Origin of the sequence: Mesorhizobium mediterraneum, from assembly GCF_002284565.1 — a bacterium.
In the GTDB taxonomy this organism is placed as follows: Bacteria; Pseudomonadota; Alphaproteobacteria; order Rhizobiales; family Rhizobiaceae; genus Mesorhizobium; species Mesorhizobium mediterraneum.
The window spans coordinates 39,855-64,923 of sequence record NZ_NPKI01000011.1; the positions used below are offsets into that span (position 1 = coordinate 39,855).

Annotated in this window: 21 protein-coding genes; 10 read left to right on the forward strand and 11 right to left on the reverse strand. The window is 62.7% G+C overall.

The window, feature by feature from the left end; all coding sequences use genetic code 11:
* Positions 1-32 precede the first annotated feature (32 nt).
* Positions 33-1,700, forward strand: a complete 1,668-nt coding sequence (locus CIT25_RS05365; protein ID WP_095483531.1) for a vWA domain-containing protein — start codon at positions 33-35, stop codon at positions 1,698-1,700.
* A 62-nt stretch (positions 1,701-1,762) separates the two neighbouring features.
* Here CIT25_RS05365 and edd read toward each other — a convergent pair whose 3' ends face one another.
* The 3 genes from edd to zwf form a co-directional block, all read right to left on the reverse strand.
* Positions 1,763-3,607, reverse strand: coding sequence for a phosphogluconate dehydratase (edd, locus tag CIT25_RS05370; RefSeq protein WP_095483532.1), 1,845 nt, complete (start codon positions 3,605-3,607; stop codon positions 1,763-1,765).
* Positions 3,608-3,679: 72 nt separating this feature from the next.
* A complete protein-coding gene (gene pgl / locus CIT25_RS05375; protein ID WP_095483533.1) occupies positions 3,680-4,396 on the reverse strand; it encodes a 6-phosphogluconolactonase in 717 nt (238 codons plus the stop codon).
* Positions 4,378-5,847: a glucose-6-phosphate dehydrogenase gene (gene zwf / locus CIT25_RS05380; protein ID WP_095483534.1), complete on the reverse strand. Its 1,470-nt coding sequence runs from the start codon at positions 5,845-5,847 to the stop codon at positions 4,378-4,380. Before zwf ends, pgl begins: the two co-directional genes overlap by 19 nt.
* Positions 5,848-6,153: 306 nt before the next feature.
* On the opposite strand from zwf, the gene CIT25_RS05390 reads away from it, so the two are divergent.
* Complete coding sequence (locus CIT25_RS05390) at positions 6,154-6,900, forward strand: SDR family oxidoreductase (RefSeq protein WP_095483978.1); 747 nt, start codon at positions 6,154-6,156, stop codon at positions 6,898-6,900.
* Between the two features lie 100 nt (positions 6,901-7,000).
* Complete coding sequence (locus CIT25_RS05395) at positions 7,001-8,302, forward strand: Mur ligase family protein (RefSeq protein ID WP_095483536.1); 1,302 nt, start codon at positions 7,001-7,003, stop codon at positions 8,300-8,302.
* A 28-nt stretch (positions 8,303-8,330) separates the two neighbouring features.
* Here the strand turns inward: CIT25_RS05395 and CIT25_RS05400 are convergent, their stop codons facing one another.
* From CIT25_RS05400 to CIT25_RS05415, 4 genes are all read right to left on the reverse strand, one after another.
* The gene (locus tag CIT25_RS05400; protein WP_167391035.1) at positions 8,331-9,158 is read right to left on the reverse strand and encodes an SH3 domain-containing protein; all 828 of its coding nucleotides are present in this window, start codon (positions 9,156-9,158) and stop codon (positions 8,331-8,333) included.
* Between the two features lie 195 nt (positions 9,159-9,353).
* Positions 9,354-10,640: an NAD(P)/FAD-dependent oxidoreductase gene (locus CIT25_RS05405; protein WP_095483538.1), complete on the reverse strand. Its 1,287-nt coding sequence runs from the start codon at positions 10,638-10,640 to the stop codon at positions 9,354-9,356.
* 74 nt (positions 10,641-10,714) lie between these two features.
* The gene (locus CIT25_RS05410; RefSeq protein WP_095483539.1) at positions 10,715-11,083 is read right to left on the reverse strand and encodes a four helix bundle protein; all 369 of its coding nucleotides are present in this window, start codon (positions 11,081-11,083) and stop codon (positions 10,715-10,717) included.
* Between the two features lie 61 nt (positions 11,084-11,144).
* Positions 11,145-12,581, reverse strand: coding sequence for a glutamine synthetase family protein (locus tag CIT25_RS05415; protein ID WP_164547036.1), 1,437 nt, complete (start codon positions 12,579-12,581; stop codon positions 11,145-11,147).
* 148 nt (positions 12,582-12,729) lie between these two features.
* On the opposite strand from CIT25_RS05415, the gene CIT25_RS05420 reads away from it, so the two are divergent.
* The gene (locus tag CIT25_RS05420; protein ID WP_095483540.1) at positions 12,730-13,446 is read left to right on the forward strand and encodes an HAD family hydrolase; all 717 of its coding nucleotides are present in this window, start codon (positions 12,730-12,732) and stop codon (positions 13,444-13,446) included.
* Positions 13,447-13,473: 27 nt separating this feature from the next.
* Here the strand turns inward: CIT25_RS05420 and CIT25_RS05425 are convergent, their stop codons facing one another.
* The 3 genes from CIT25_RS05425 to aceA all read right to left on the reverse strand — a co-directional run bounded on the left by CIT25_RS05425 (position 13,474) and on the right by aceA (position 15,771).
* Positions 13,474-13,863, reverse strand: a complete 390-nt coding sequence (locus CIT25_RS05425) for a response regulator (protein WP_245329768.1) — start codon at positions 13,861-13,863, stop codon at positions 13,474-13,476.
* A 312-nt stretch (positions 13,864-14,175) separates the two neighbouring features.
* Positions 14,176-14,418, reverse strand: a complete 243-nt coding sequence (locus CIT25_RS05430) for an SMc00767 family acetate metabolism repressor (RefSeq protein WP_095483542.1) — start codon at positions 14,416-14,418, stop codon at positions 14,176-14,178.
* 63 nt (positions 14,419-14,481) lie between these two features.
* Positions 14,482-15,771, reverse strand: coding sequence for an isocitrate lyase (gene aceA / locus CIT25_RS05435; protein ID WP_095483543.1), 1,290 nt, complete (start codon positions 15,769-15,771; stop codon positions 14,482-14,484).
* A 246-nt stretch (positions 15,772-16,017) separates the two neighbouring features.
* Here aceA and CIT25_RS05440 point away from each other — a divergent pair, with 246 nt between their 5' ends.
* The 6 genes from CIT25_RS05440 to CIT25_RS05465 all read left to right on the forward strand — a co-directional run bounded on the left by CIT25_RS05440 (position 16,018) and on the right by CIT25_RS05465 (position 23,032).
* Entirely contained in the window at positions 16,018-17,472 is a 1,455-nt protein-coding gene (locus CIT25_RS05440; RefSeq protein ID WP_095483544.1) for a helix-turn-helix domain-containing protein, read from the forward strand.
* Positions 17,473-17,620: 148 nt separating this feature from the next.
* A complete protein-coding gene (locus tag CIT25_RS05445) occupies positions 17,621-18,562 on the forward strand; it encodes a DMT family transporter (protein ID WP_095483545.1) in 942 nt (313 codons plus the stop codon).
* Positions 18,563-18,920: 358 nt separating this feature from the next.
* Positions 18,921-20,018 (forward strand): polyamine ABC transporter substrate-binding protein, encoded by a 1,098-nt coding sequence (locus CIT25_RS05450; RefSeq protein ID WP_095483546.1) that lies wholly within the window; start codon positions 18,921-18,923, stop codon positions 20,016-20,018.
* 75 nt (positions 20,019-20,093) lie between these two features.
* On the forward strand, positions 20,094-21,233 hold the full coding sequence (locus CIT25_RS05455) for an ABC transporter ATP-binding protein (protein ID WP_095483547.1): 1,140 nt from the start codon (positions 20,094-20,096) through the stop codon (positions 21,231-21,233).
* A gap of 9 nt (positions 21,234-21,242) precedes the next feature.
* Positions 21,243-22,217 (forward strand): ABC transporter permease subunit, encoded by a 975-nt coding sequence (locus tag CIT25_RS05460; RefSeq protein WP_095483548.1) that lies wholly within the window; start codon positions 21,243-21,245, stop codon positions 22,215-22,217.
* Positions 22,214-23,032 (forward strand): ABC transporter permease, encoded by an 819-nt coding sequence (locus tag CIT25_RS05465; protein WP_095483549.1) that lies wholly within the window; start codon positions 22,214-22,216, stop codon positions 23,030-23,032. The genes CIT25_RS05460 and CIT25_RS05465 overlap by 4 nt, the downstream gene beginning before the upstream one ends.
* A gap of 69 nt (positions 23,033-23,101) precedes the next feature.
* On the opposite strand, the gene CIT25_RS05470 is transcribed toward CIT25_RS05465, so the two are convergent.
* The gene (locus CIT25_RS05470) at positions 23,102-24,952 is read right to left on the reverse strand and encodes an AsmA family protein (protein ID WP_095483550.1); all 1,851 of its coding nucleotides are present in this window, start codon (positions 24,950-24,952) and stop codon (positions 23,102-23,104) included.
* Between the last annotated feature and the right edge of the window lie 117 nt (positions 24,953-25,069).

Consider the following 25,069-nt stretch of genomic DNA (forward strand, 5'->3'; position numbering starts at 1 on the left):
GAACTGACGGTGACTGACTGGGGGAGATTTTCATGGCGGGACTTGCACGGAGCCTCGCCGCGGCGATCCTCCTGTTGTGGATGACGACGCCCGGCCTTGCCGCCGACCGTGTCGTCATCGTTCTCGACGCTTCCGGCTCCATGTGGGCGCAGATCGACGGCAAGCCCAAGCTCGAAATCGCCCGCGAATCGCTCCGAAGCGTGCTGCAGTCGGTCCCCGCCGACAAGGAAATCGGCTTCATGGCCTATGGTCATCGCGAGAAGGGCAGTTGCGAGGACATCGAGCTCATCGTGCCGCCGCAGGCCGGCTCGGCAGGTGCTGTTTCCGCTGCCGCCGACAGCCTGAAATTTATCGGCAAGACGCCGCTGACATCAGCCGTCAAGCAGGCGGCCGAGGCGCTGAAATACGCCGAGGACAAGGCCACCGTCATCCTGATCACCGACGGGCTTGAGACCTGCAATGGCGACCCGTGCGCGCTCGGCAAGGAGCTGAAGGCTGCCGGTGTCGACTTCACCGTCGACGTCGTCGGCTTCGGCCTGACCGCGGACGAGGGCAGGCAGGTCGCTTGCCTCGCCGACAACACCGGCGGCAAATACATCCAGGCGTCCGACGAGCAAGCGCTACAGAACGCATTGGTCGAAACTATCGCCGCCGCGCCTGCACCGGCGCCCGAACCAGCGCCTGCGCCGCAACCGGCGCCGGCTCTCGAGCCGGAAAAGCCAGAGTTCAACTTCGTGCCGACCGTGGTGCTAGCCGAGGGTGGCGATCCCGTCACCGACGGCAATTCCTGGGAGATCTACAAGGCGAGCTCCGACGGCACGCGCGGCGATTACGTCACCACCGAATACGGCGCCTACAAGGGCAATCTGGAACCCGACGACTACATAATTGTCGCACGCGATGGCGAGGCCAGGACCGAACAGAAGCTCAAGGTCGAGGCGGGGCAGGTCTATAAGCCTCTCTTCGCGCTGAATGCCGGCACGCTCATCATTCACCCGCGGCCAAGTGAGGGAGCGGATGTGGCCGATGGCGCAGCTGTCGTGATCGCCTATCCGGGCGTCGATACGCCCCCGACTTATTATGGCGACACGAAAGTCGTGTTGCCGGCCGGCGACCAGAAAGTGACGGTCACGATTGGGCAGGGCGAGGTTACCGAAACCATCTCGCTCACGGCCGGCAGGGTCATCGACAAGGATATCATCGTCGGCGTCGGCCACGTCGTCGCCAACGCCTACTATGTCGCCGGCGGCGACAAGGCCGACGGTTCGGGCATCGGCTTCAAGGTGTTCAAGGCAAAAAAGAAGATCGACGGAACGAGGGAAGAGGTGACTTATGCCTATGGTCCCGACAGCAAGTTCGATCTGCCGCCCGATGACTATGTGTTGATGGCGACGGTCGACCTCGCCGTCGCCGAGCAGCCGTTCAGCGTCAAGCTCGGTGAGCATCAGGATCTGAAAATCGCCATCAATGCGGGCGTACTGGCGATCACCGCGCCAGGGGCCTCGAAGATCGAGATTTTCGATCCGAAGAAGGACGTCAACGGCAACCGCAAATCGCTCGGTTACGCCTATGACGAGAAGTATCAGGCGGCGCTGCCGGCCGGCGACTACGCTGTCGTCTCGGAGAAGTTGGACAACAGCTCAAGGGAAAGCACAGTGACGATCAAGGCCGGCGAGCGAGCCCAGCTGACGGTGCAGTAGGGACGTAATTCGACGCCGGCAAAAGGGCGGCCCGCCAGCCACGGCATTGCGCCGCCCTTTTTTCACTGCAGTGCGAGTTCCGCCACGTTGTTTCCGAAGGCGCTGGCGCCGTGATCGGCACGGCCGACCATTTGCCGGAACCCAGCGAAAAGCTCGCGGCCGAAGCCGAATTCATTGGCGATAAGATCGCTGTCCGCCGCCCGTCGCAGTGCGAAATCGCCGGCCGGCACCAGCACTTCCAGCGTTCCGGCCTCGGCGTCGAGCCTGATGATATCGCCCTCATGGATCCTGGCGATCGGCCCGTCCTCGACCGCTTCCGGCGTCACGTGGATGGCCGCCGGCACCTTGCCGCTCGCGCCCGACATGCGCCCGTCGGTGACCAGCGCCACATGCTGGCCGCGATCCTGCAGGACGCCGAGCACGGTGGTCAGCCTGTGCAGCTCCGGCATGCCATTGGCTTTCGGCCCCTGGAAGCGGATGACGGCGATGAAATCGCCGGTCAATGTGCCTGCCTTGAACGCCTCGTTGAGCCCTTGCTGGCTGTCGAAAACCTTTGCCGGCGCCTCGATGATGCGCCGCTCCGGTTTCACGGCGGAAGTCTTGATGACGGCGTGGCCGAGATTGCCCGAGAGCATTTTCAGTCCGCCCGTCGGCTGGAACGCCTTCTTGAACGGCGCCAGCACCTTCTCGTCGCCGCTTTCGCGGGGTGAGGCCTCGCGCACCACGCCGCCATCGGCGCCGAGCTTTGCTTCGACCGCATAAGGACGCAGCCCTTCGCCCCAGACCGTCTGGACGTCCTCGTGCAGGATGCCTTCGTCGAGCAGTTCGCGGATCAGGAAGCCGAGCCCGCCGGCCGCATGGAAATGGTTCACGTCGGCAAGGCCGTTCGGATAGACCCGCGCCAGCAGCGGCACGGCTTCCGAAAGGTCCGAAATATCCTGCCAGGTGATGGCGATGCCGGCCGCGGCCGCCATGGCGATCAGATGGATGGTGTGATTGGTCGATCCGCCGGTGGCGTGCAGGCCGACGATGCCGTTGACGATCGAGCGCTCGTCGATCATCCGGCCGACCGGCGTGTAGGCGTTGCCGAGCGCGGTGATCGCCAGCGCCCGCTTCGTCGCCTCTCGGGTCAGCGCGTCGCGCAACGGCGTGCCGGGGTTGACGAAGGAGGCGCCTGGCGTGTGCAGGCCCATGATCTCCATCAGCATCTGGTTGGAGTTCGCCGTGCCGTAGAAGGTGCAGGTGCCTGGTCCGTGATAGGATTTGGACTCGGCCTCGAGCAGTTCGGCCCTTCCTGCCTTGCCTTCGGCATAGAGCTGGCGGACCTTGGCCTTCTCGTCATTGGGCAGGCCCGTCGTCATCGGCCCGGCTGGGATGAACACCGCCGGCAGATGGCCGAAAGTCAGGGCTGCGATTACCAGCCCCGGCACGATCTTGTCGCAGACGCCTAGATAGACGGCCGCGTCGAACATGTTGTGCGACAGGCCGATCGCCGTGGCCATGGCGATCACGTCGCGCGAGAACAGCGACAGCTCCATGCCGGGCTGGCCCTGCGTGACGCCGTCGCACATCGCCGGCACGCCGCCGGCGACCTGGGCAATGCCGCCGGCCTCGCGCGCCGCGTCCTTGATCAGCGCCGGAAAGGTCTCGAAAGGCTGATGCGCCGACAGCATGTCGTTATAGGAGGTGATGATGCCGAGGTTCGGCACTCGGTCGCCGCCAAGTGCCACCTTCTCCGAAGGGCTGCAGACGGCAAAGCCATGGGCGAGGTTGCCGCAGGAAAGCACGGCCCGGTTGGCAGTGCGGTTCGAGGCCTCGGCGATGCGGCCGAGATAGGCCTCGCGACCAGGTCTGGAGCGTTGGCGGATGCGCTCGGTGATGGCTTCGATGTCGCGTCTCGCGGTCATGACGTCGGTCCTTTCAGGCGAGGTCCCGCAAACACCTTCCGGCTATCTGCCGGGACCCTCGGCAAGTTGAAATCAGGGTGCCCAGAAAACCTCTACGGGCCTCTCGGCTGCGTCGAGCACGGCGCGAATGGGCTTTTGTGTTGCCGATGCCATCGCGCTCTCGAATGTCTTGCGCTTGTCCTCGCCCTCGATATGCAGCGCGATGAAGCCGGCTTCGACGATCCGCGCCAGCGACAGCGTCAGGCGCGGCTCGTCGGCGCTTGCCGCGTGAACCGGGAGCACGACCCTTTCCGAGGACGGATCGAGCAGTTTTTCCAGATTGTCGGCGTCAGGAAAGAACGATGCGGTATGGCCATCGGTTCCCATGCCAAGCACGACTACATCGAGCGGCCAGGGCAGCGACCGCAACATCCTGCTATCGGACTCCGACGTATCGCCAACGCTTGCTACCTCTTCGTAGAGCGGCACGAAACGTGCGGCTGCAGCCGCGTTTTGCAAGAGATTAGCGGCGACCAGCCCGGCGTTGGAGCGCGGAGAGGAGGCCGGCACGCAACGCTCGTCGACCAGCGTCACCGTCACCTTGTTCCAGGCGATCGGGATATTCGAAAGCGATGCGAAAAATCTCGCCGGCGTCGTGCCGCCGGAAACAGCGAGCAGCCCTGTGCCGCGCTCAGCGATTGCATTGGTCAGGCGGCCTGCGACATGGCCGGCAAGTGCTGCCGCCAGGTCCTGGCGTCCGGCAAACGCGTGCCAGTTGTAGGCGGCGCTGTTCAATTGCTCTCGTGCCATGTCCGCCCGTCGCGTTCGATCAGCGCAATCGAGGCCGAGGGGCCCCATGTGCCGGCCGTGTAGCCCTGTGCCTCTTGCCTTCCGCTTTCCCAGGCATCCTGGATCGGGTCGATCCATTTCCACGCCGCCTCGACCTCGTCGCGGCGCATGAACAGCGTCTGGTTGCCGCGGATGACATCCATGATCAGGCGCTCATAGGCATCGGGCGCGCGGCCATCGAAGGATTGCGCGAAGCTCATGTCGAGCGGGATCTGGCGCAGCCGCATGCCGCCCGGCCCCGGATCCTTGATCATGATGAACTGCTTGACGCCTTCGTCGGGCTGCAGCCTGATGACCAGCTGGTTGGCGGAGATCGGTCCGGCGCTGTCGCCGAAGATCGAGTGCGGGATCGGCTTGAATTCGATGACGATCTCCGAGACGCGGGTCGCCAGCCGCTTGCCCGTCCTGAGGTAGAACGGCACGCCCGCCCAGCGCCAGTTGCCGATTTCGGCCTTGAGCGCAACGAAGGTCTCGGTGTTGCTGTTCTTGCCGAGCTCCTCGACATAGCCTTTCACCGGCCCGCCGGCCGAGGCCCCGGCACGGTACTGCCCGCGCACCGTGTGCTTGGGCGCTTCGTTGCCGTTGATGCGTTTCAGCGCGCGCAACACTTTCAGCTTTTCGTCGCGCACGGCATCGGCATCCATCGACGACGGTGCCTCCATGGCGACGAGACAGAGAAGCTGCAGCATGTGGTTCTGCACCATGTCGCGCAACGCGCCGGCCTTGTCGTAATAGGTGACGCGATCCTCGAGGCCGACCGTCTCGGCGACGGTGATCTGGACATGGTCGACATTGGCGGAATTCCACAGCGGCTCGTAGAGCGCGTTGGCAAAGCGCAGCGCCATCAGATTCTGCACCGTCTCCTTGCCGAGATAGTGGTCGATGCGGAAGATCTGGCTTTCATGGAAATCATCGCCGACCAGATCGTTGAGCGCGCGCGCCGAGGCGAGATCGCGCCCGATTGGTTTCTCCAGCACGATGCGCGAGTTCGGCGTGATCAGCCCGTTCTCTTTCAGCTTGTGCGAGATGTCGCCGAACAGCGCCGGCGCGACTGCCAGGTAGAAGGCGCGGATGCATTCGCTTTCGCCGATCGCCTTCTTCAATTTGTCGAAGCCCGCGCCAGTGGTCGCATCGGCCGAGACGTAGGAAAGCCGGGCAAGGAACGTCTTCAGCTCCGCGGCGTCGATATCGGCCGGTCTCACATGGTCGGAAATCGCCTGCCTGGCGAAATCCCGAAATTCCTCGTCGGTCATTTTCGAGCGCGACGTGCCGATGATGCGCGTCGGTTCGGAAAACTGATGGTCGCGCTGGCGATGGTAGAGCGACGGCAAAAGCTTGCGTTCCGACAGATCGCCGGTGCCGCCGAAAATGATGAAGTCGAACGGGTCGACGGGAATGATCTGGCTGGTCATGGTCTGTCCGCTTTGACGCCGGTCGCTGTGACGCGGCTGATATAATCTAATCGATTTAGATTTTCCAGTGCCACGGCGTCACACCCCAGGACCAATCGGCCTTTGCCGAGTGGTCATGATGTGTGCCCTTGACACTGGCGCAACCCGGACGCTTGTCGGCGAGGTGGTTCCGGGAGGCCTTCGCAGATGCAGCATAGAGTGGGATCGAGGCGAAAGCCAAAGGAGAAATCGAGCGTATATTGATCTTTCGGCGGCCATCGCCGGCGGCCGGCCGAGCGACCGTCTTCAATTATGAGTGAGAAAGCCATGCGCCTGGAAAACAAAGTTGCCATCATCACCGGTGCCGCGTCAGGTTTCGGCGAAGGCATGGCCAAGCGTTTTGCCGAAGAGGGCGCCAAGGTCGTTGTCGCCGACCTCAACGCCAAGGGCGCCGAACGCGTCGCCAACGAGATCGGCCGCGCGGCGATCTGGACCCAGACCGACGTCTCGTCGCGTTCCGAGTTCGACGAGATGGTCCATGCGGCAAAGAGTGCCTTCGGCCGCATCGACATCATGGTCAACAATGCCGGCTACACCCATCGCAACGGCGACATGCTGGATGTCGACGAGACGACCTTCGACCTGATCACGGCTGTCAACATGAAGGCGATCTACCACGCCGCTCTGGCGGTCGTGCCGATCATGGATCGGCAGGGCGGCGGCGTCATCCTGACCACGGCCTCGACGGCCGGCATCAGGCCGCGGCCCGGCCTTACCTGGTACAACGCGTCGAAGGGCTGGGCGATCACCGCGACCAAGTCGATGGCGGTGGAGCTCGCGCCCAAGAACATCCGCGTCAACTGCCTGTGTCCGGTCGCCGGCGAGACCGGCATGCTGGGAAAATTCATGGGCGCCGACACGCCGGAAATCCGCGAGAAATTTCGCGCGTCGATCCCGCTTGGCCGGCTTTCGACGCCGCTCGACATAGCCAACGCGGCGCTCTGGCTGGCGTCGGACGAGGCGGCTTTCATCACCGGCGTGGCGTTGGAGGTCGATGGTGGACGTTGCATCTGAGCCCTCCGGCCATATCGGGCTTCAACATGCCTGGCTTCAATTGACTTGACCATCCAGCGAAAGGCATAAGACGGCAATAGGGTGGGGGTTTGGTGGCGCGATGAACGCTAGATTGCGGAAAGTTCGCGAAGACCTGGGGCAACGTCTCAGAGTCTATAAAGCAAGACGCGCTCGGGCAAAAAGCAGCGCGACTTTCATCGGCATTACCGGCAGTTCGGGTAAGTCGACGGCAGCGAGTTTGCTCGGACACATACTGGCCAGCCATGGCTCAGTCTATGCACAGGTTCTCGCCAACACGATCAAGTCGCTGGTAAGCACGCTTTACAAGCGCATGAAGACTGATGGTGAGGTCGACTACGTCGTTTTCGAAGCCGGAGCCCATGGGCCCGATACGCTCAAGCCGATGGCGGATATGTTGCAGCCGCATGTGGCTGTGGTCACCATGGTTCGCCTCGAACATTTTACAGCTTTCAGGACCCTGGAGAACGTCGCCGGGGAAAAGCGCGCATTGGTCGATGCGCTGCAGCCGGGCGGCTTCGCTCTGCTCAATGCGGATGATCCCCATGTGATCGGCATGGCTTCCGCCACTCCGCATCGCGTCGTCACTTTCGGCCTGTCGGAACAGGCCGACTACCGCGTGACTAATGTCCATGCCGCCTATCCGGATAGGCTGGCGCTGGCCGTCCATTGGCGTGGCGGCGTGCTAGAGCTGAAGACGCCGTTCCCAGCCGAACATTTTTGGCTGCCGACCGCCGCAGCAGTCAGCGTAGCGCTGGAGCTTGGCGTTCCTCCCGAAAAAGTGGCGGCAAGGGTGGCGACATTCCAGCCGCTGCCAAATCGATGCCAGGTGCTCATCACCAATGGCGGTCCGCAATTCATCGTCGACGCCGCCAAGTCGCCCTGGCATTCGATCAATCTTGCGTTCGACATGATGGCCAAGGCCACTGTCGAGCGGAAGCGCATCGTTCTGGGGCAGATTTCAGACTATGCGGGCTCGACCAGAAAATACCATTACGCCTACAAGACGGCGCGAGAAATCGCAGACCAGGTCATCTATGTCGGCGACAATGCGCATCGCTCTGGAGCCGGGCAAGACGATCGTGACGCCGGCCGCTTTCACGAATTGCGTATGCCCAAGGAGGTCTCGGACCACATCAAGCGGACGGCCGTCGCCGGTGAGCTCATTTTACTCAAGAGCTCGTCCCGTCTTCACCTAGAGAGGATCGCGCTGGCCTGGAAGCACGACGTCAAATGCTGGGTTCCCGTCTGCGGCAAGCGGGAAGGCTGCGATACGTGCGGTCTGTTCGAAGTGCCGTTCGAAGAGCATCGCAGCCATGTCAGGGAACGCAGGCATGCCAGACGATGGCAACGCTTTCGGCGTCTGCTCGGCCGCCAACCATAGTACGGAAGCCATCTGAGCCCGACCAGCCCTACGCGCCAGTCTTGATAAAGCTCTTGTAGATCCAGCCGCGTTTGCCGTTGTAGACGATCTGGCACCATTTCTTGCAGCCCATCACCTGAACCGACGTCTTGGCGGGAACGGTGACTATGGGGGCCGCATTCTTCTTCGGTCCGGTGCGCATGGTGACGGCCCTTAGGATGCGTCCGGTGTCTGCCGCGCTCACTTTCTTGGCCTCGACCTTGGCTTGGGTGCCATCGTTCTGCGTGGCCGCCGGCAATTGCGGCTTAGCAGTGGGAATGGCGGCGGTTTGCGCACCGTCCGGCGCCGTCTTGTTGGGAGCCGCGACTTTGGCAAGCAATGCTGCGGCTTTGTTTTTCGCTGCCGGATCGGCGAATGCCGCCGCAGTGGACGGCTTGTCTGCCGTTGGTTCGACTTGGCCCGCCATCTGGCCGGATGCGGTCTTCTGCCTCGATCCTGTCCAGCGAGGATCATTGGGCGCCAGCGCCGGTATCTCGGCCTCAGCCGCAACCACCGCCGGCGAAACCGCATCGGCCTTGCCCGTGGCCGGCTGCACCGCGGCGACCGTCGAGGCAGCCGCCGGCACGATCTTCGTCGTTTTTACCGGAACGATTGGAACGATCTGCTCGGGGCTCGCGACAGCTTGTCTCTCATTGGCCGGCAATGCCAGCCATAGCGCCACCGCGGCCACGCCAAGCAGCGCTGCTGTGCCAAGCGCGGCGATTACCAGATGCAAGTTCGACCGGACTTTCTGCCAAAACCTGGGCCTCATGTCGTAGCCAAACTGCATCGCAAAGCGCCGTCGTTCCGGCGCGCCGAAACTGAAGGGCTCTCTCACTCTTGCAACCTCCATTTGCGGGCCGACGTTCAATCGGAAAACCGGCGTTAGATCGGTCCCAAAACCAAAAAGCGGGCAGGCCCGCAAATTCCCCCGTTTAACTGCCCACGGCCCTCATCTTTTGCCTGCGATTGTGGCATCACTGCGCCCTTGCACGGGATTCTGCATGTTCGCGAGGGATTCTGCAACCTGTGGTTAGATCCGGTCCCTCAAGGCATACCAATTGAGCGCAAGAAAGAGCAGGGGTGCGCGGAAGCGACGGCCACCGGGAAAGGCCGGGATTTTTAGATCCTCGATCAGCCTCAGCCGGTCCCGGTTGCCGGCAACGGTTTCGGCATAGAGCTTGCCGAAAAAGTTCGACAGCATGACGCCGTGGCCGGAATAGCCTCCCACCGAGATCACATTGGGCATCACCTCGCGCACAAAGGGTTTTCTCGGCATCGTGATGCCGACATAGCCGCCCCAACCATGGGATATCTCGACATCCCTGAGGTCAGGGTAAAGCTCGGCGATCTGCCGGCGGATGTGGACATGGATGTCTTTCGGATCGTTGACGGCGTAGATCTCGCGCCCGCCGAACAGCAGCCGCCCATCCGTCGATTTGCGGAAGTAGCGCACGACGAAGCGGGAATCATCGACCGCCTCACCGCCCGGCAGCACTTTTGTGTCGGCCCCGAGCGGCACCGTCGCGCCGATGAAGGAGCCGATCGGCATGATGTGCGCGGCACTGATCGGCTCGAGCGTGCCGCCATGGGCGTTGACGCCGATCAGACATTTCTCGGCCGATATCGTGCCTTTCGGCGTCGTCACTTTCACCTTGCCGCCAAGGGACGCGATGCCGGTCGCCGGCGTCTGCTCGAACAGCTGCGCGCCCGCCTGCGCCGCCACCTTTGCCGTGCCGATCGCCAGCTTCAGCGGATGGATGTGCCCTGTGCCGGTGTCACGGGTGCCGCCGAAGTAGCGCGTCGAGCCCAACCGCTCCGCCGTCTCCCTCGCGTCCATGAAGGTGATGTGCGGATAGCCGAAGCGGTTCGCCATGATCTCGGCATGCGCCTTATAGTCGTCGACATAGCGCTGCTTGTGCGCCACCGACATCTGGCCGGGCATGTAGTCGATCTCGATCTTGTTGACGGCGGCGAATTCGAAGAGATGCGCCTTGGCCTCTTCGGCGAGGTCGAGCAGCGCCTTGGCGCGGGAAAAGCCGTATTCCGCTTCCAGTTCCTCGGCCCAGGCGCGCTGGCCGGTGCCGAGCTGGCCGCCATTGCGGCCCGATGCGCCGTCGCCGAAACGATGCGCTTCGATCAGCACGACATTGCTGCCGGCCTTAGCGAGGTGCGCCGCCGCCGACAGGCCGGTGAAGCCGCCGCCGACGATGACGACATCGCATGTCCGATCGCCGTCGAGCGCCGGATATTCGGGCCGTGGGCCGGCCGTGTCCTCGTACCAGGAGCGGCCGGGGGAGATTGGGGATTGGTAGGGCATGATGACCGAGTAGGGCAGTAGGGCAGTAGGGCAGTAGGGCAGTAGGGCAGTAGGGCAGTAGGGCAGTAGGGAAGCTATTCGGCTGACAGTTTGCGGATTAGAAGTCGAAGAAGCTTTCCCACACTTTCGGTACTCGACAACAATGAAGTCGCTGTAGCTTTCGGTGCGATACCGATACGCTCAGCGATCATAAGCTGAGTTTCTAGTTCTTTCAGTGATCCTTGAGCAATACGGAGAAATTGTTGATAGGAGCCTCGGATCTCTCTGCCATAGCCTTCCGCTATGTTCGCCGGTACCGAAGTTGCAGCGCGCCGCACTTGGCTGGTCAGTCCATAAAGTTCCTCTTTCGGCCAGGATTTCGTCGCGCCGTAAACCGCCACCGCAAGGTCCATTGCCTGCTGCCAAACAATTAGATCCTTGTAGGAACCCGTTTTCTCAGCCATTTCCCCTACTCCCCTACTCCCCTACTCCCCTACTCCCCTACTCCCCTACTCCCCTACTCCCCTAAACATTTAGCAGCAGATACTCCCGCTCCCACGGGCTGATCACTTCCATGAAGGTCTCGAATTCCGCCCGCTTGATCGCCGCATAGGTCGCGGCAAACGACTTGCCGAGCAGCGCGCAGAGTTCCTCGTCGGCTTCCAATAGGTCGACGGCTTCGAGCAGGCTGCGCGGCAGGTCGATCTCGGCATCGTTGGCGGTGGTGAGGACAGGCGGCTCGGCCTTGATCTTGTTGGTCATGCCGATCAGCCCGCAGGCGAGCGATGCGGCCAGCGCCAGATAGGGATTGGCGTCGGAAGAGGGGATGCGGTTCTCGACGCGCCTGGCCGCCGGGTCGGAACGCGGAACGCGGAAGGCGGTGGTGCGGTTGTCGTAGCCCCATTTGTTGTTGACCGGCGCCGAAGCCGACTGGGTCAGCCGGCGGTAGGAATTGACATAGGGCGCAAACATCACCAGCGCGTTCGGCACGTGTTTCTGCATGCCGCCGATGAAATGAAAGAAGGCCTCGGTTTCCGAGCCGTCCTCGGCAGAAAAGACATTCCTGCCGGTCTTCTTGTCGATGATCGACTGGTGGATATGCATGGCCGACCCAGGCTGCCCCTGGATCGGCTTGGCCATGAAGGTGGCATAGATATCGTGCTTCAGCGCTGCCTCGCGTATGGTGCGCTTGAACATGAACACCTGGTCGGCGAGCTCGATCGGATCGCCATGGCGCAGATTGATCTCGAGCTGGCCGGCGCCTTCCTCGTGGATCAGCGTATCGATTTCCAGGCCCTGGCTTTCGGAGAAATGATAGATGTCGTCGATCAGTTCGTCGAACTCGTTGACGCCGGCGATCGAATAGCCGGCGCCGCCGCCGATCGCTCGTCCCGAACGCCCGACCGGCGGCGTCAGCGGGTAGTCCGGATCGGGATTCTTGCGCACGAGGTAGAACTCGATCTCGGGCGCCACCACCGGCTTCAGCCCGCGCTTGTCGTAAGCGGCAAGCACACGCTTCAGCACGTTGCGCGGCGTGAACTCGACCGAGCGGCCGTCCTGGTGGACGAGGTCGCAGATGACCGCCGCCGTCGGGTCCTCTTCCCACGGCACCACGGTCAATGTCGAAAGATCCGGCATCAGCTTGAGGTCACCGTCGTCCTCCGGATAGTGGAAGCCGTTGCCGTCCTCCGGATAGCCGCCGGAGATCGTCGTCATGAACACCGCCGAGGGCAGCGCCAGCGAGGTGTTTGAGGTGAATTTCTTCGACGGCATCATCTTGCCGCGCGCAACACCCGCCTGATCGGGCGTGATGCACTCGATATCCTCGATGCCGCGCCACTCCAGCCAGGCGCTGACTTCCTTCCAGTTCTTCACGCCGCGCTGATTTTTCACGAAGGCAGGCGTGCGGATACGTCCTCCGCGGCTCGACGGACGGACTTCCTTTTTTGCAGGCGGCATCATTCACCAGATTGGGTTGCGGATTTTGGAGTATAGCCGTGGGCGGTGATGGAAGGGAAGGGGAGCCGGCCCTGCGTTCGTCTGGCAGTTGAAAACCGCTTCGAGCAGCTTAGGTTCGACGCAAATTAAATGACCTCGGTGAAGACGTCGAATGCAGAACAATCATGAATTGACCACGATCGGCTTCGATGCCGACGATACGCTCTGGCAGAATGAGCAGTTCTTCCGCATCACCGAGAGGCGCTTTGCCGCGCTGCTCGCCGATCATGCCGAGGAGGGGCACATCTCGGCAAGATTGTTGGAGGCGGAGAAGCGCAACCTCGCCGTCTACGGCTTCGGCATCAAGGGGTTTACCCTGTCGATGATCGAAACGGCGATCGAGATTACCGGGGGCCGGGCGCCGGCCTCGGTCATCGCCGAAATTCTTGCCGCAGGCCGCGAGATGCTCGGCCATCCGATCGAGCCGCTGCCCCATGCGCGCGAAACCGTGGAAAAGCTGGCGAGCGCATATCGCCTGGTGCTGATCACCAAGGGCGACCTCTTCGATCAGGAGCGCAAGCTGGCGCAATCGGGCCTCGGCGACCTGTTCGACGCCGTCGAGATCGTCAGCGACAAGAGCCCCGCCACTTATACCAGGATATTCAGCCGCCACGGGGACGGCGCCGAAAAAAGCATGATGGTCGGCAATTCGCTCAAGTCGGACGTGGTGCCGGCCATCGAGGCCGGCAGTTGGGGCATCCACGTGCCGCATGAATTGACCTGGGTGCTGGAACATGTCGAGCCGCCGGTCACCGCGCCTCGCTTCCGCCAGATAGCCGATCTCTCGGAACTGCCCCGGCTGATCGAAAACATCGGGAAAGCCGGCTGATCGTCTTGGCGTCGGGCCGGGTGCTGGCTAGTTACGTCCGAGCTCGACCAGGCGGTCGATCACCGGCTGCAGTCGTTCGGTCGTGATCGGTTTGACGACCACCGCATCGACGACGCTCGACAGACCGAGGCTCTCTGGTGTGCCGTTCTTGGTCGAAAGCAGGATCACCGAGGGGAGCGACTTGCCAGAAGTGCGTCGCAGCGCGTCGATACCCGACATCAGCGCTTCGCAGTCCTTGTTGTCCGCGCCGCCGTCGAGGACGACAGCTCCGGGAATGAGCGATCGCAACGTCGTTGCTGCCGTCTCGGGCGATTCCGAGATCGGCTTGAGCCCGGATCGTTCGACGATTTTCGAAACCACCACCCGGTTGACCGGCGACTTTCCGACGACGAGCACGCGGGTGAAGTCCGTGAGCATCTCGGGATCCACATTCCGGCTCACCAAACTCAGGTGGTTTACAGTCTTGGTATCGCGATTCACGGGGCGCATGAGCGGGGCGGGCACTCGACTGGTTTCAATGCAGGGTTGAAACTTTAGAGACAATTGCCGTGAGATCGCTGCCTATGTCAAGCTGAAATGGCGAACATCGAGAATATCGCAAGAAACGTTAAAATTTAAAGCAAGTTCTGTTTTTTGCCCGTATGCAAACTGGCCGTGCAAACGCAAATCACCTGCGCAGAGACTGCGCAGGTGATTCCGGATCCACAATAGGCTTTGCTTGGACTTCGGTCAGCCGTGGCTCCGCTGCGTGACGATCACCGGGATCAGCAGATCGCCCCAGTTGCCGTCGCCGCCATGGTGCCGTGCCGAGCGCACGAGCTCAACCGACACACCGGCCTCGACCGCCTTCATCACCGACTGGTTGAGCCTGTGCAGGTCGTTCGCAAGCATGCGGATGGTTGCTTGCTGGTCGACGCTCATGGTGGTGGCCTGTTCTTCGGCCCGTTCCTTGACGCGGCTTATCGATGCCATTGGTCTTCTCCTTCTGCGTATTTATACCCCTTCGGGGGCGTTCCTCTGTTCGTTGCGTTCCTGCTATTCCGCCGCCGGTTTGAACTGGGCGTGCTCGGTCGATTCATGCATGGCCGTGGTTGAAGACCGGCCACCGGTGATCGCCATCGACACGGCGTCGAAATAGCCGGTGCCGACTTCGCGCTGGTGCTTGGTCGCGGTGTAGCCGTGGGCTTCCGCCGCGAATTCAGCCTCCTGCAACTCGGAATAAGCCGCCATCTGCCGCGCCTTGTAGCCGCGGGCGAGTTCGAACATGCCGAAATTGAGCTGGTGGAAGCCGGCCAGCGTGATGAACTGGAACTTGTAGCCCATGGCGCCGAGCTCCCTCTGGAACTTGGCGATCGTGGCGTCGTCGAGGTTTTTCTTCCAGTTGAACGACGGCGAGCAATTATAGGCGAGAAGTTTGCCGGGATGATGCCTGTGCACGCCCTCGGCGAACTTCTTGGCCTGCGCCAGATCGGGCTTGGAGGTCTCGCACCAGATCAGGTCGGCGTAGGGCGCGTAGGCGACGGCCCGCGCAATGCAAGGCTCGATGCCGTTCCTGACTTGATAGAAGCCCTCCACCGTGCGGCCGGCGCCATAGTCGACGAAGGGCTGGTCGCGCTCGTCGATGTCGGAGGTGAGCAGCTTTGCCGCTTCCGCATCGGTGCGCGCGACGACCAGCGTCGGCGTGCCCATGACGTCGGCAGCAAGCCGCGCGGCGTTGAGGTTGCGGATGTGTGCGGCGGTCGGGATCAGCACCTTGCCGCCGAGATGGCCGCATTTCTTTTCCGACGCCAGTTGGTCCTCGTAGTGGACGCCGGCGGCACCCGCCTCGATGAAGGCTTTCATGATCTCGAAGGCATTGAGCGGCCCGCCGAAACCGGCTTCCGCATCGGCGACAACAGGCGCGAACCAGGTGTCGACCGAAAGCCCCTTGCCTTCGGAGGTCTCGATCTGGTCGGCACGCTGCAGCGTGCGGTTGATGCGCTTGACCAGTTCGGGCGCGGCATTGGCGGGATAAAGCGACTGGTCCGGATACATGGCGGAGGCGGTGTTGGCGTCGGCGGCGACCTGCCATCCAGACAGGTAGATCGCCTTCAGCCCGGCCCGGACCTGCTGCATCGCCTGGTTGCCCGACATGGCGCCAAGCGCGTTGACAAAGTCCTCCTCGTGGATGAGCTGCCAAAGCCGGTTGGCGCCCATTTCGGCGAGGCTCTGCCGGATCTGGACCGAACCGCGCAGTCGCTTCACATCGTCCGGCGAATAGGGCCGCTCGATGCCGTCGAAGCGGCCTTCCGGCGCCGAGGGGACGAGGTTGTAAAAATCGGTCATTGGTCGCTCCGGATAAATCGTTACTGGGAGAGAGAACGCCGCCTCATGCAGATTTCGCGCCGTTTTGGTGTGACAGCATTTACATTTTGGCGCGAAACAGGCGAGAAAAACCGTAGATTTGGCTGAGGAATAAGAGAAAACCTGTGTTGCGTTTGACAGCCAGGCGCTGTAAATTTGTCATGATTGTAAAGACCGGCGTGACATCGCCGTGCAGAAGCAATGTAAATTTCTGTCAAGGACAGTCGAGTGGCCGATCAAAAGATCTTCGCCGGGCCGCGCATCCGCCGTATCCGCAGCGCCAAGGGCCTGACCCAGACGGCGATGGCCGAAGGGCTCGGCATCTCGCCGTCCTATCTCAATCTCATCGAGCGTAACCAACGGCCGCTGACGGTCCAGCTGATCCTAAAGCTGGCATCTGTCTACAAGGTCGACCCGCATGAATTGCAGGGCGAGGCGAGGGGGTCGGTCGCCGCCCTGAAGGAAGTGTTTTCAGACCCGCTGCTGGTCGGCGAATTGCCTGGAGACCAGGAGCTGATCGAGCTTGCCGAGGCGGCGCCCAACGCTTCCGCCGCGGTGATAAAACTGTTTCGCGCCTATCGCGAGCAGGCCGAGCGCCTTTCCGACCTCAACGAGCTTCTCGCGCGTGACGGCAAAGCGACGGCGCTCTCCGGCGCCCGCTTGCCGATTGACGAGGTGCACGAGATTTTCGAGCGCCGGCCGAACCATTTTGCCGCGCTCGAAGAGGAGGCCGAGGCATTCACGTCGGTGCTCGATCCCGGCGACGATCTGCTCGGTGCGCTCAAGGCCTGGCTGAAGCGCGAATACGGCATCGTGGTCAAGGTGCTGCCGGTCGCCACCATGCCGAACTGGCGCCGCCGTTACGACCGCCACTCGCAGCGTCTGTTTCTGTCCGAGCGCCTGTCGCCGTTCGACCAGTTGCGCGAGGTGGCGATGGAGGCCTGCCTGATCCGCATGACGGTCGCGGTGGCAGGCGAGATCCAGGCGCTGAAGCTGACCACGGATGAGGCCCGCCGGCTCGCCCGCTTCGAGCTTGGCCGCTACGCCGCCCACGCGCTGATGATGCCCTACCAGTCCTTCCATGCGGCCGCGACCCGCGCGCGGTACGACATCGACGTGCTGCGCTCGCGCTTCGGCGTCTCCTTCGAGCAGGCGGCGAACCGCCTGACAATGCTGCAGCGGCCGGGCACGCCGGGCGTGCCGTTCTTCATGCTCGAGGTCGACAATGCCGGCAACCGCTTCCGTAAGGCGGGCAGCCAGGGTTTTCCGCAAAGCCGCTTCGGCGGCGGCTGTCCCAAACTTCCCGTGCATGCCGCCTTTACCCAGCCCGGCCAGATCTTCGTCGAGGCGGTGGAAATGCCCGATGGCGCCGAGTTCCTCTGCGTCGCCCGCACGCTCGAAGGGCCGCAAGGCTCGTTTTCGGAGCGCCCGCGCCGTACCGCGCTTCTGCTCGGCTGCGACATCGGCTTTCGTGACGAGATCGTCTACGGCACGGCACTGCCGGGGCCAGCCGCCGCAACGACAGGAAAAGCCGGACAGGGCATCAATCCGGCCACACCGATAGGCCCGGCCTGCCGGCTGTGTGAGCGCATCGGCTGCCTCGCCCGCGCCGAGCCGCCGGTGACGCGCCCGCTCGGCCTCGACGAAATGGTGACCGGGCTGAGCGCCTTCGATTTCCAGTGAGGCCCCAGATCGCCGACTGCCGCCTTTGCCACAACCGTCGCCGTCCGGTGGACCACGCTCCGCCGCTGCCTTTGCGCTACGCGAATGAAGCACGTTCTTGTCGTCCGTTGCGCATCGTGCCGCCCTGAAATCGTCGACAGTCGCGCCAATGACCGATACCGCATCATCACCGATTGCCGTCTCGCCGCGCGAGGAGCGCGTCGGCTTCCTGTTGATATTTCTGTCGGCGCTGATGTGGAGTTTCGGCGGCGCCATCGCCCGCTTCATCGAAGCGGGCGACAGCTGGACGGTGGTGTTCTGGCGCTCGGTCTGGGCCGCCGCCTTCCTGGTCTGCTTCATGATCTGGCGCGACGGCTGGCACGGCACGGTGAAGCTGTTCCGCGGCATGGGCCTGCCCGGCCTTGCCGTGGCGTTCTGCTTCGCCACTGCATCGACTTGCTTTGTCGTGGCGCTTGCCTACACCACCGTCGCCAACATCCTTTTGATGCAGGCCGGCGTGCCGCTGCTGGCAGCGCTGTTTGCGTGGGTGCTGTTTCGCGAACGGGTCGGCATGGCGACCTGGGTAGCGATTGCAGCCGTCATTGCCGGCGTTGCCATCATGGTATCGGAATCGCTCGATGGCGCCGTGTCGCCCATCGGCGACGGCTTGGCGCTGCTCATCGCGGTGATGTTTTCGATCGCCACCGTCATCACGCGGCGCTTTGCCCATGTGCGCATGACGCCAGCGACCTGCCTCGGCACGATGCTTGCCGCCGCATTCGCGGCGTCCCAGGCATCGCAATTCGGCGTTTCCAGCAGCGACATGGGCTTCCTGTTTGCGTTCGGCGTGGTCAATCTGGGTCTCGGCCTTGCCTTCTTCGCCACCGGCGCCCGGCTTGTTCCGGCGGCGGTCGCGGCACTCCTCGGCACCTTCGAGCCGATCCTCGGCCCGATCTGGGTCTGGCTCATCCATTCCGAGGTGCCGTCGGGACGCACCATCGTAGGCGGCGCGGTGGTGGTCACGGCGCTGCTCGTCCATATCGGCCTCGAATTCAAGCGTCAGGCGCGGCCCGTGCGGCCGGGTGTCACCGGCATGCCGTCGCCTAATTGATGCAGCGCACGCGCCAAAGCGAGATGAGCCATTGACAACGCCGCAGCCGCGCGGGCAGGCTGCCAATACGGCAACAACAAGACAGGCGTATCTTGCCAAGTCTCCCCTCCGGCCCGATCGAGACCGGACAACATCGTCGTATCCCTGCCCGCGTCGTGGCGAGAGCCTCTGACGGCGCTGGAACGCCATCCGGATCACGACATGGGAACGGGAGCCTTGGCCGCTGCACATCGAACCACCAAGGTGTCGGCGGTTCGCGCTTGTCGCTTGCCGGAAAGCCCAATAATCTGAAGCAAACGCCCAGCCGCGCAGCCCTGCGACGAGCTGGCGATGGAACACTCATCAAAGGAGAGACTCAATGACCCGCAAAGCGTTCTGGCTTTCGGCGACCTCGGCATTTCTGACGCTTTTCACCCTCGGCGCTCATGCCCAGGACCGTGTCGTCAATGTCTATAACTGGTCGGATTACATCGACAGCTCGATCATCGAGGATTTCACCAAGGAAACGGGCATCAAGGTCACCTACGACACCTTCGATTCCAACGAGCTTCTGGAGACGAAACTGCTTGCCGGCGGCAGCGGCTACGACGTCGTCGTGCCGACCGCCAATTTCCTCGCACGCCAGATCCAGGCAAGTGTGTTCCAGAAGCTCGACAAGTCGAAGCTGCCCAACATTTCCAACATGTGGGACATCGTCTCGGAGCGCACAGCCAAGTACGATCCGGGCAACGAATATTCGATCAACTACATGTGGGGCACGGTCGGCCTCGGCTATAACGTCAAGAAAGTGCAAGAAGCACTCGGGACCGACAAGATCGACAGCTGGGACGTGTTCTTCAATCCGGAAAAGCTGGCCAAGCTGAAGGATTGCGGTGTCTATGTCCTCGATTCCCCGAGCGACATCCTCCCGAACGCCTTCAAATATCTGGGCATCGATCCCGAGACCACGTCGCTGGACGATTTCGCCAAGGCGGAGGAACTGATGCTGAAGATCAGGCCTTACATCCGCAAGTTCCACTCGTCGGAATATATCAACGCACTGGCCAATGGCGACATCTGCCTGGCCGTTGGCTGGTCGGGCGACGTGTTCCAGGCGCGCGACCGTGCGACCGAGGCCAACCATGGCGTCGAGATCAGCTATTCCGTGCCGAAGGAGGGTGCCGAAATGTGGTTCGATCAGATGGCAATCCCGGCCGACGCGCCGCATGTCGCCGAGGCGCATGAATTCCTGAACTACATGATGAAGCCGGAAGTGATCGCCAAGTCGAGCAACTATGTCTTCTACGCCAACGGCAACAAGGCGTCGCAGCAGTTCATCAGCAAGGAGATACTCGAGGACCCGGCGATCTACCCGGACGAGGCGACGCTGGCGAAGCTGTTCACCATCTCCCCTTACGATTCCAAGACCCAGCGCGTGGTCACCCGCACCTGGACCAGGATCGTCACCGGGCAATAAGAGACGATCAAGGACCCCGGCACAGCGTGCCGGGGTCAAATCTTTTTTGGGGATAGAACCAGGACGGAGTGGGACATGAAATCGCTTGGCAGCATCCGCAGGGATTTCGCGCCATGGAACGATCCGAACGCCAAGCCATACATCCAGTTCGACAAGGTCACCAAGAAGTTCGGTGACTTCACCGCCGTCAATAACTTGTCGCTGACCATATTCGAGCGCGAGTTCTTTGCCCTGCTCGGGGCGTCGGGTTGCGGAAAATCGACGCTTCTGCGGATGCTCGCCGGCTTCGAGGAGCCGACCGCCGGCCGCATTCTGCTCGATGGCCAGGATCTGCGCGGCATCCCGCCTTACCGGCGGCCGGTCAATATGATGTTCCAGTCCTACGCGTTGTTCCCGCATATGACGGTCGAGAACAACATCGCTTTCGGCCTCAAGCAGGACGGCATGCCGAAGCCCGAGATCGCGGCGCGCGTTGGAGAGATGCTGAAGCTGGTCAAGCTCGAGCAGTTCGCCAAGCGCAAGCCGCACCAATTGTCCGGCGGCCAGCGCCAGCGCGTCGCGCTTGCCCGCTCGGTCGCCAAAAGGCCGAAGGTGCTGCTGCTCGATGAGCCATTGGGCGCGCTGGACAAGAAGCTGCGCGAGGAAACGCAGTTCGAGCTGATGGATCTGCAGCAGTCACTCGGCCTCACCTTCGTCGTCGTCACCCACGACCAGGAAGAGGCGATGACCATGGCCGACCGCATCGCCATCATCGACAAGGGCGAGGTGATGCAGGTGGCGACGCCGGCGGAAGTCTACGAGGCGCCTGGTTCCCGCTTCGTCGCCGGCTTTGTCGGCAACGTCAACATGTTCGAAGGCAAGATCGCGCGTGGCGAGGCCGGCGCGGCAAGCATCGACGCCGGCAACGGCATCACCATCCGGACCGAGAATGCCGGCGATGCCGCCACCGGCGCGGCCGTCGCTTTCGCGATCAGGCCGGAGAAGATCAAGATATCGTCGAAGAAGCCGGCCGGAGCCGTCAACGCCATCGAAGGCGAGGTCTACGATATCGCCTATCTCGGCGACATGACCGTCTATCACGTCAGGCTCGACGACGGCCACGTGGTGCGGGCAAGCACGATGAACGCGGCCCGCATCACCGAGGATCCGCTGAGCTGGAACGACCGTGCCTGGGTGTCGTTCCGGCCGGACGCCGGCGTTGTGCTGACGCGATAGGGGACGGTCATGTCGAATGCCGCTGTCACCGCCGCAGCAACCTCTCAGGCCACCGATGCTGGCAAATCCGCCTTGGCCAGATTGAGTGCCGCCTTCATTGGCCGTCTCGTCATCATCATCCCGTATCTCTGGCTGGTGTTCTTCTTCCTCATTCCGTTCATCATCGTCTTCAAGATTTCGCTGTCGCAGACGGCAATCGCCATACCGCCCTACACGCCGGTGCTTGACTTCGGCGACGGCCTTTCCGGTTTTCTCGCCCAGCTGAAACAGCTCAGCATCGATAACTACACATGGCTGACGCAAGATGCGCTGTACTTCAATGCCTATGTGACGAGTGTCATCGTCGCCGCCATCTCGACGGTGCTGACATTGCTTGTGGGCTACCCGATCGCCTATGGCATGGCCCGCGCGCCGGCGACGCTTCGTCCGACTTTGCTGATGCTGGTGATCCTGCCGTTCTGGACCTCGTTCCTGATCCGCGTCTACGCCTGGATCGGCATTCTCAAGCCCGAGGGGCTGCTCAATCAGCTGCTGCTCGCCACCGGCGTCATCAGCCAGCCGCTCATCGTCCTCAACACCTACACGGCGATCTTCATCGGCATCGTCTATTCCTATCTGCCGTTCATGGTGCTGCCGCTCTATTCGTCCTTGGAAAAGATGGATTACTCGCTGATCGAAGCGGCCAAGGATCTTGGCTGCCCGCCGACCAGCGCGTTCTGGAAGATCACCTTTCCGCTGTCGGTGCCCGGCGTCATCGCCGGCTGCCTGCTGGTGTTCATCCCCGCCGTCGGCGAGTTCGTCATTCCCGACCTGCTCGGCGGATCGCAGACGCTGATGATCGGCAAGACGCTGTGGAACGAGTTCTTCGCCAATCGCGACTGGCCAGTGTCGTCGGCGGTCGCGGTCATCCTGCTGTTGCTGCTGATCGTGCCGATCATGCTCTTCCAGCGGGCGCAGGCCCGCGCCCAGGAACAAGACAAATGAACCCGACCTGGAGCCGTTTCAACATCACTTCGATCGTGCTGGGCTTTGCCTTTCTTTACCTGCCGATCGTCCTGCTCGTCGTCTTCTCCTTCAACGAGTCGAAACTGGTCACCGTCTGGGGCGGTTTCTCGACCAAATGGTACGTCGCGCTGTTCCACAACCAGGGCCTCATGGACGCTACCTGGGTAACGGCCCGCGTCGCCGTCATCTCGGCCACCGTGGCGACAGTGCTCGGCACACTGGCGGCTCTCACCTTGACGCGCTACACGCGCTTCAAGGGCCGGATGCTGTTTTCCGGCATGGTCTTTGCGCCGCTGGTCATGCCGGAAGTCATCACCGGCCTGTCGCTGCTGCTGCTCTTCGTCGCCGTCGGTCTCGACCGCGGCTTCCTCACCGTCACGCTTGCCCACATCACCCTGACAATGTGCTTCGTCGCCGTCGTCGTGCAGTCGCGCCTGGTCACCTTCGACCGCTCGCTGGAGGAAGCCGCGATGGATCTGGGCGCGCCGCCGGTGAAGACCTTCTTTCAGATCACGCTGCCCGTCATCATGCCTGCGATCGTGTCGGGCTGGATGCTGGCGTTCACATTGTCACTCGACGATCTGGTCATCGCCAGCTTCACCTCAGGGCCTGGCGCCACCACGCTGCCGATGAAGATCTACAGCCAGGTTCGTCTCGGTGTGACGCCGGAGATCAACGCCGCCTGCACCATCCTGATCGCGGTCGTGGCGGTTGGGGTCATCATCGCCTCGCTCGCCAACAAGCGTCGCGAGGTGCAGCGCCAGCGCGACGAGCAGGCCGCTCAGCGGGGGTGACGAAAGAAGCGGCACCCAGAAAAAGCCGGCAGGACGCACTTCCGACGACGCCCGCAGCAGCCTCGTTGCCTATTCTCCGGAAACCCCGCGGCTTATCGGCGAAATGAACGGCGTGCTCCACGTTCCGCCGACGAAGAACGAAGATTGGTTGGGACCCTGGTTGTTTGTCTGCGTGGCTGGCTGGTCCGCCTGAATGATGCCGCCGGACAGCGCCAGCCCGCGCCCGGCGTAGGAGGCGATGCCGGAAAGCCAGACCTTGTACTTCGCCGAATTCGCTTCGGCCTTGTCGATCCTCGCCACACCGTTCGAAATGCTCGCCTTGAGTTCGGCCCCGTCGATCGGCAGCGTTCCGTCGGAGACATCGTCGAGCGCGAAGAACCCGCCCTGTTCGTTGTGCTTGAGAAACGCCGGCAGGTCGAGCCGGCTCAAGGCGCCCTGGCCGAATTTCGCTGAAACCGAGCCGTCGGCGTTTTCGAAAATGGAATCCCAGGTTCTGCCCGGGCCCTTGAGGATGACCGAAACGGTTCCCCTGCCGATCGGCACCAGCCGCGTCATTCCGGCTGCGGTGCCAAAAGCGCCGCCATCGACATCGGAGGCGAGCAGCCTGATCTCGACCTGCGTGCCGCCCGGCTTGCGGTCGAAACGAAGACTGCTCTGGATGTTGCCGCCAAAGGCCGATGCATCGGAAATATCGAAGACCGCAAGACCGTCCTTGACCTGGGCGGTGGCGGCGACGTCGGCAAGCTGGATGGTGCCTGCGGTGGCCTGCGCTGCCGACAATCTGAGATCGAGATCGATGCGGTCGGCGACGCTTATGTCGATTTCGCCGGGACCAGCGCCGTCCGCAGGCGCCAAGGGTGTGAAGGCGGAAAGAAACGATCGCAAGTCGAGCGTGTCGAAGGCGAGCGTTCCGGCGATCACCGGCCGCGCCTCGCCAAAGGAGAAGTCCAGCGCACCCATCCCTGGATTGTCGTCCAGAGCGATCTCAGTGTTTTCGAGTTTAATGCGGCCGGAGGTCGCGGTGACCTTGCTGGAAACGGAAACCGAGCCGATTGCCGCGCCCGGCGCGATGCCGGCCCGCGACCATTCGAGCACGCGCCTGAGCGAGGGCGCGGCAAATTTCGCCTGACCGTCGAAATAGGCGTTCTCGGACATGCTGGCCACGCCGTCGAACGAAAAACTGGCAGGGGCCGCCTTGAAGGAAAGCGTCATCGGCGCAGCACCGCCGCCAAACAGCACCAGCGGGTTCGACGAAGCGGCGTCCACGGCGACGCTTTCGCCGCGCCAGATCCCGGTCGCCGACAGCGTCGCATTGCTGTTCATTGCGGCCCAGTTCGCCTGTCCGCTCAGGCTGCTCAGTATCTCAGTGTCCTTGCCATCGACGGAGGTCACCACGCGGCCGTTCCTGAACTCCACGGTGCCGAACGGATCTGCCGGCAGCTTGCTCAAGTCCGGCTTGGCTGGATTGGCGCTGACCACGGCGCGAGCGGTGTCGATGGAACGCGTGATGCGCCCGCCCGACGGCAAGGCGGGCAGGAAAAGCCCATTTGCTGCGCGTTGAACCCTGATCGTCGGCCGGATCAGCCGCGCCGTCGAGAACACCACGTCGCCACGCAATGCCGCCATGGCCGAGAGATTGACCTCGACCCGTTCGGCTTCGATCACAGGCGGCGCGTCGGTCTCTGTCCACTGCGAGAGCGTCACGTCGGCCAGGATGGCTCGAAAATTCGGCCAGACCTCGATCCGCGGCGCGCCGTCAATGGTGACCCTGAAACCGCTCCACGCACTCATTTCCCAGGCGATGCGATCGCGCACGATGCGGGTCGAGGCAACGAGCGGCAGCGCGGCGACGGCCAGCGCGATGACGAGCACGGCAACGCCGATGGCCCATATTCCGCGCCGGATCAAAGATGATGACATGTCGCCCCGTATGCTTCCGTTCCGACAAAATCGCCCGACGGGTGTAACCCACGGCTGACGCATTTCAAGTCTTTATGGCCCAGCGATGGCATTTGCGCACATCCACATCGCTCGGCC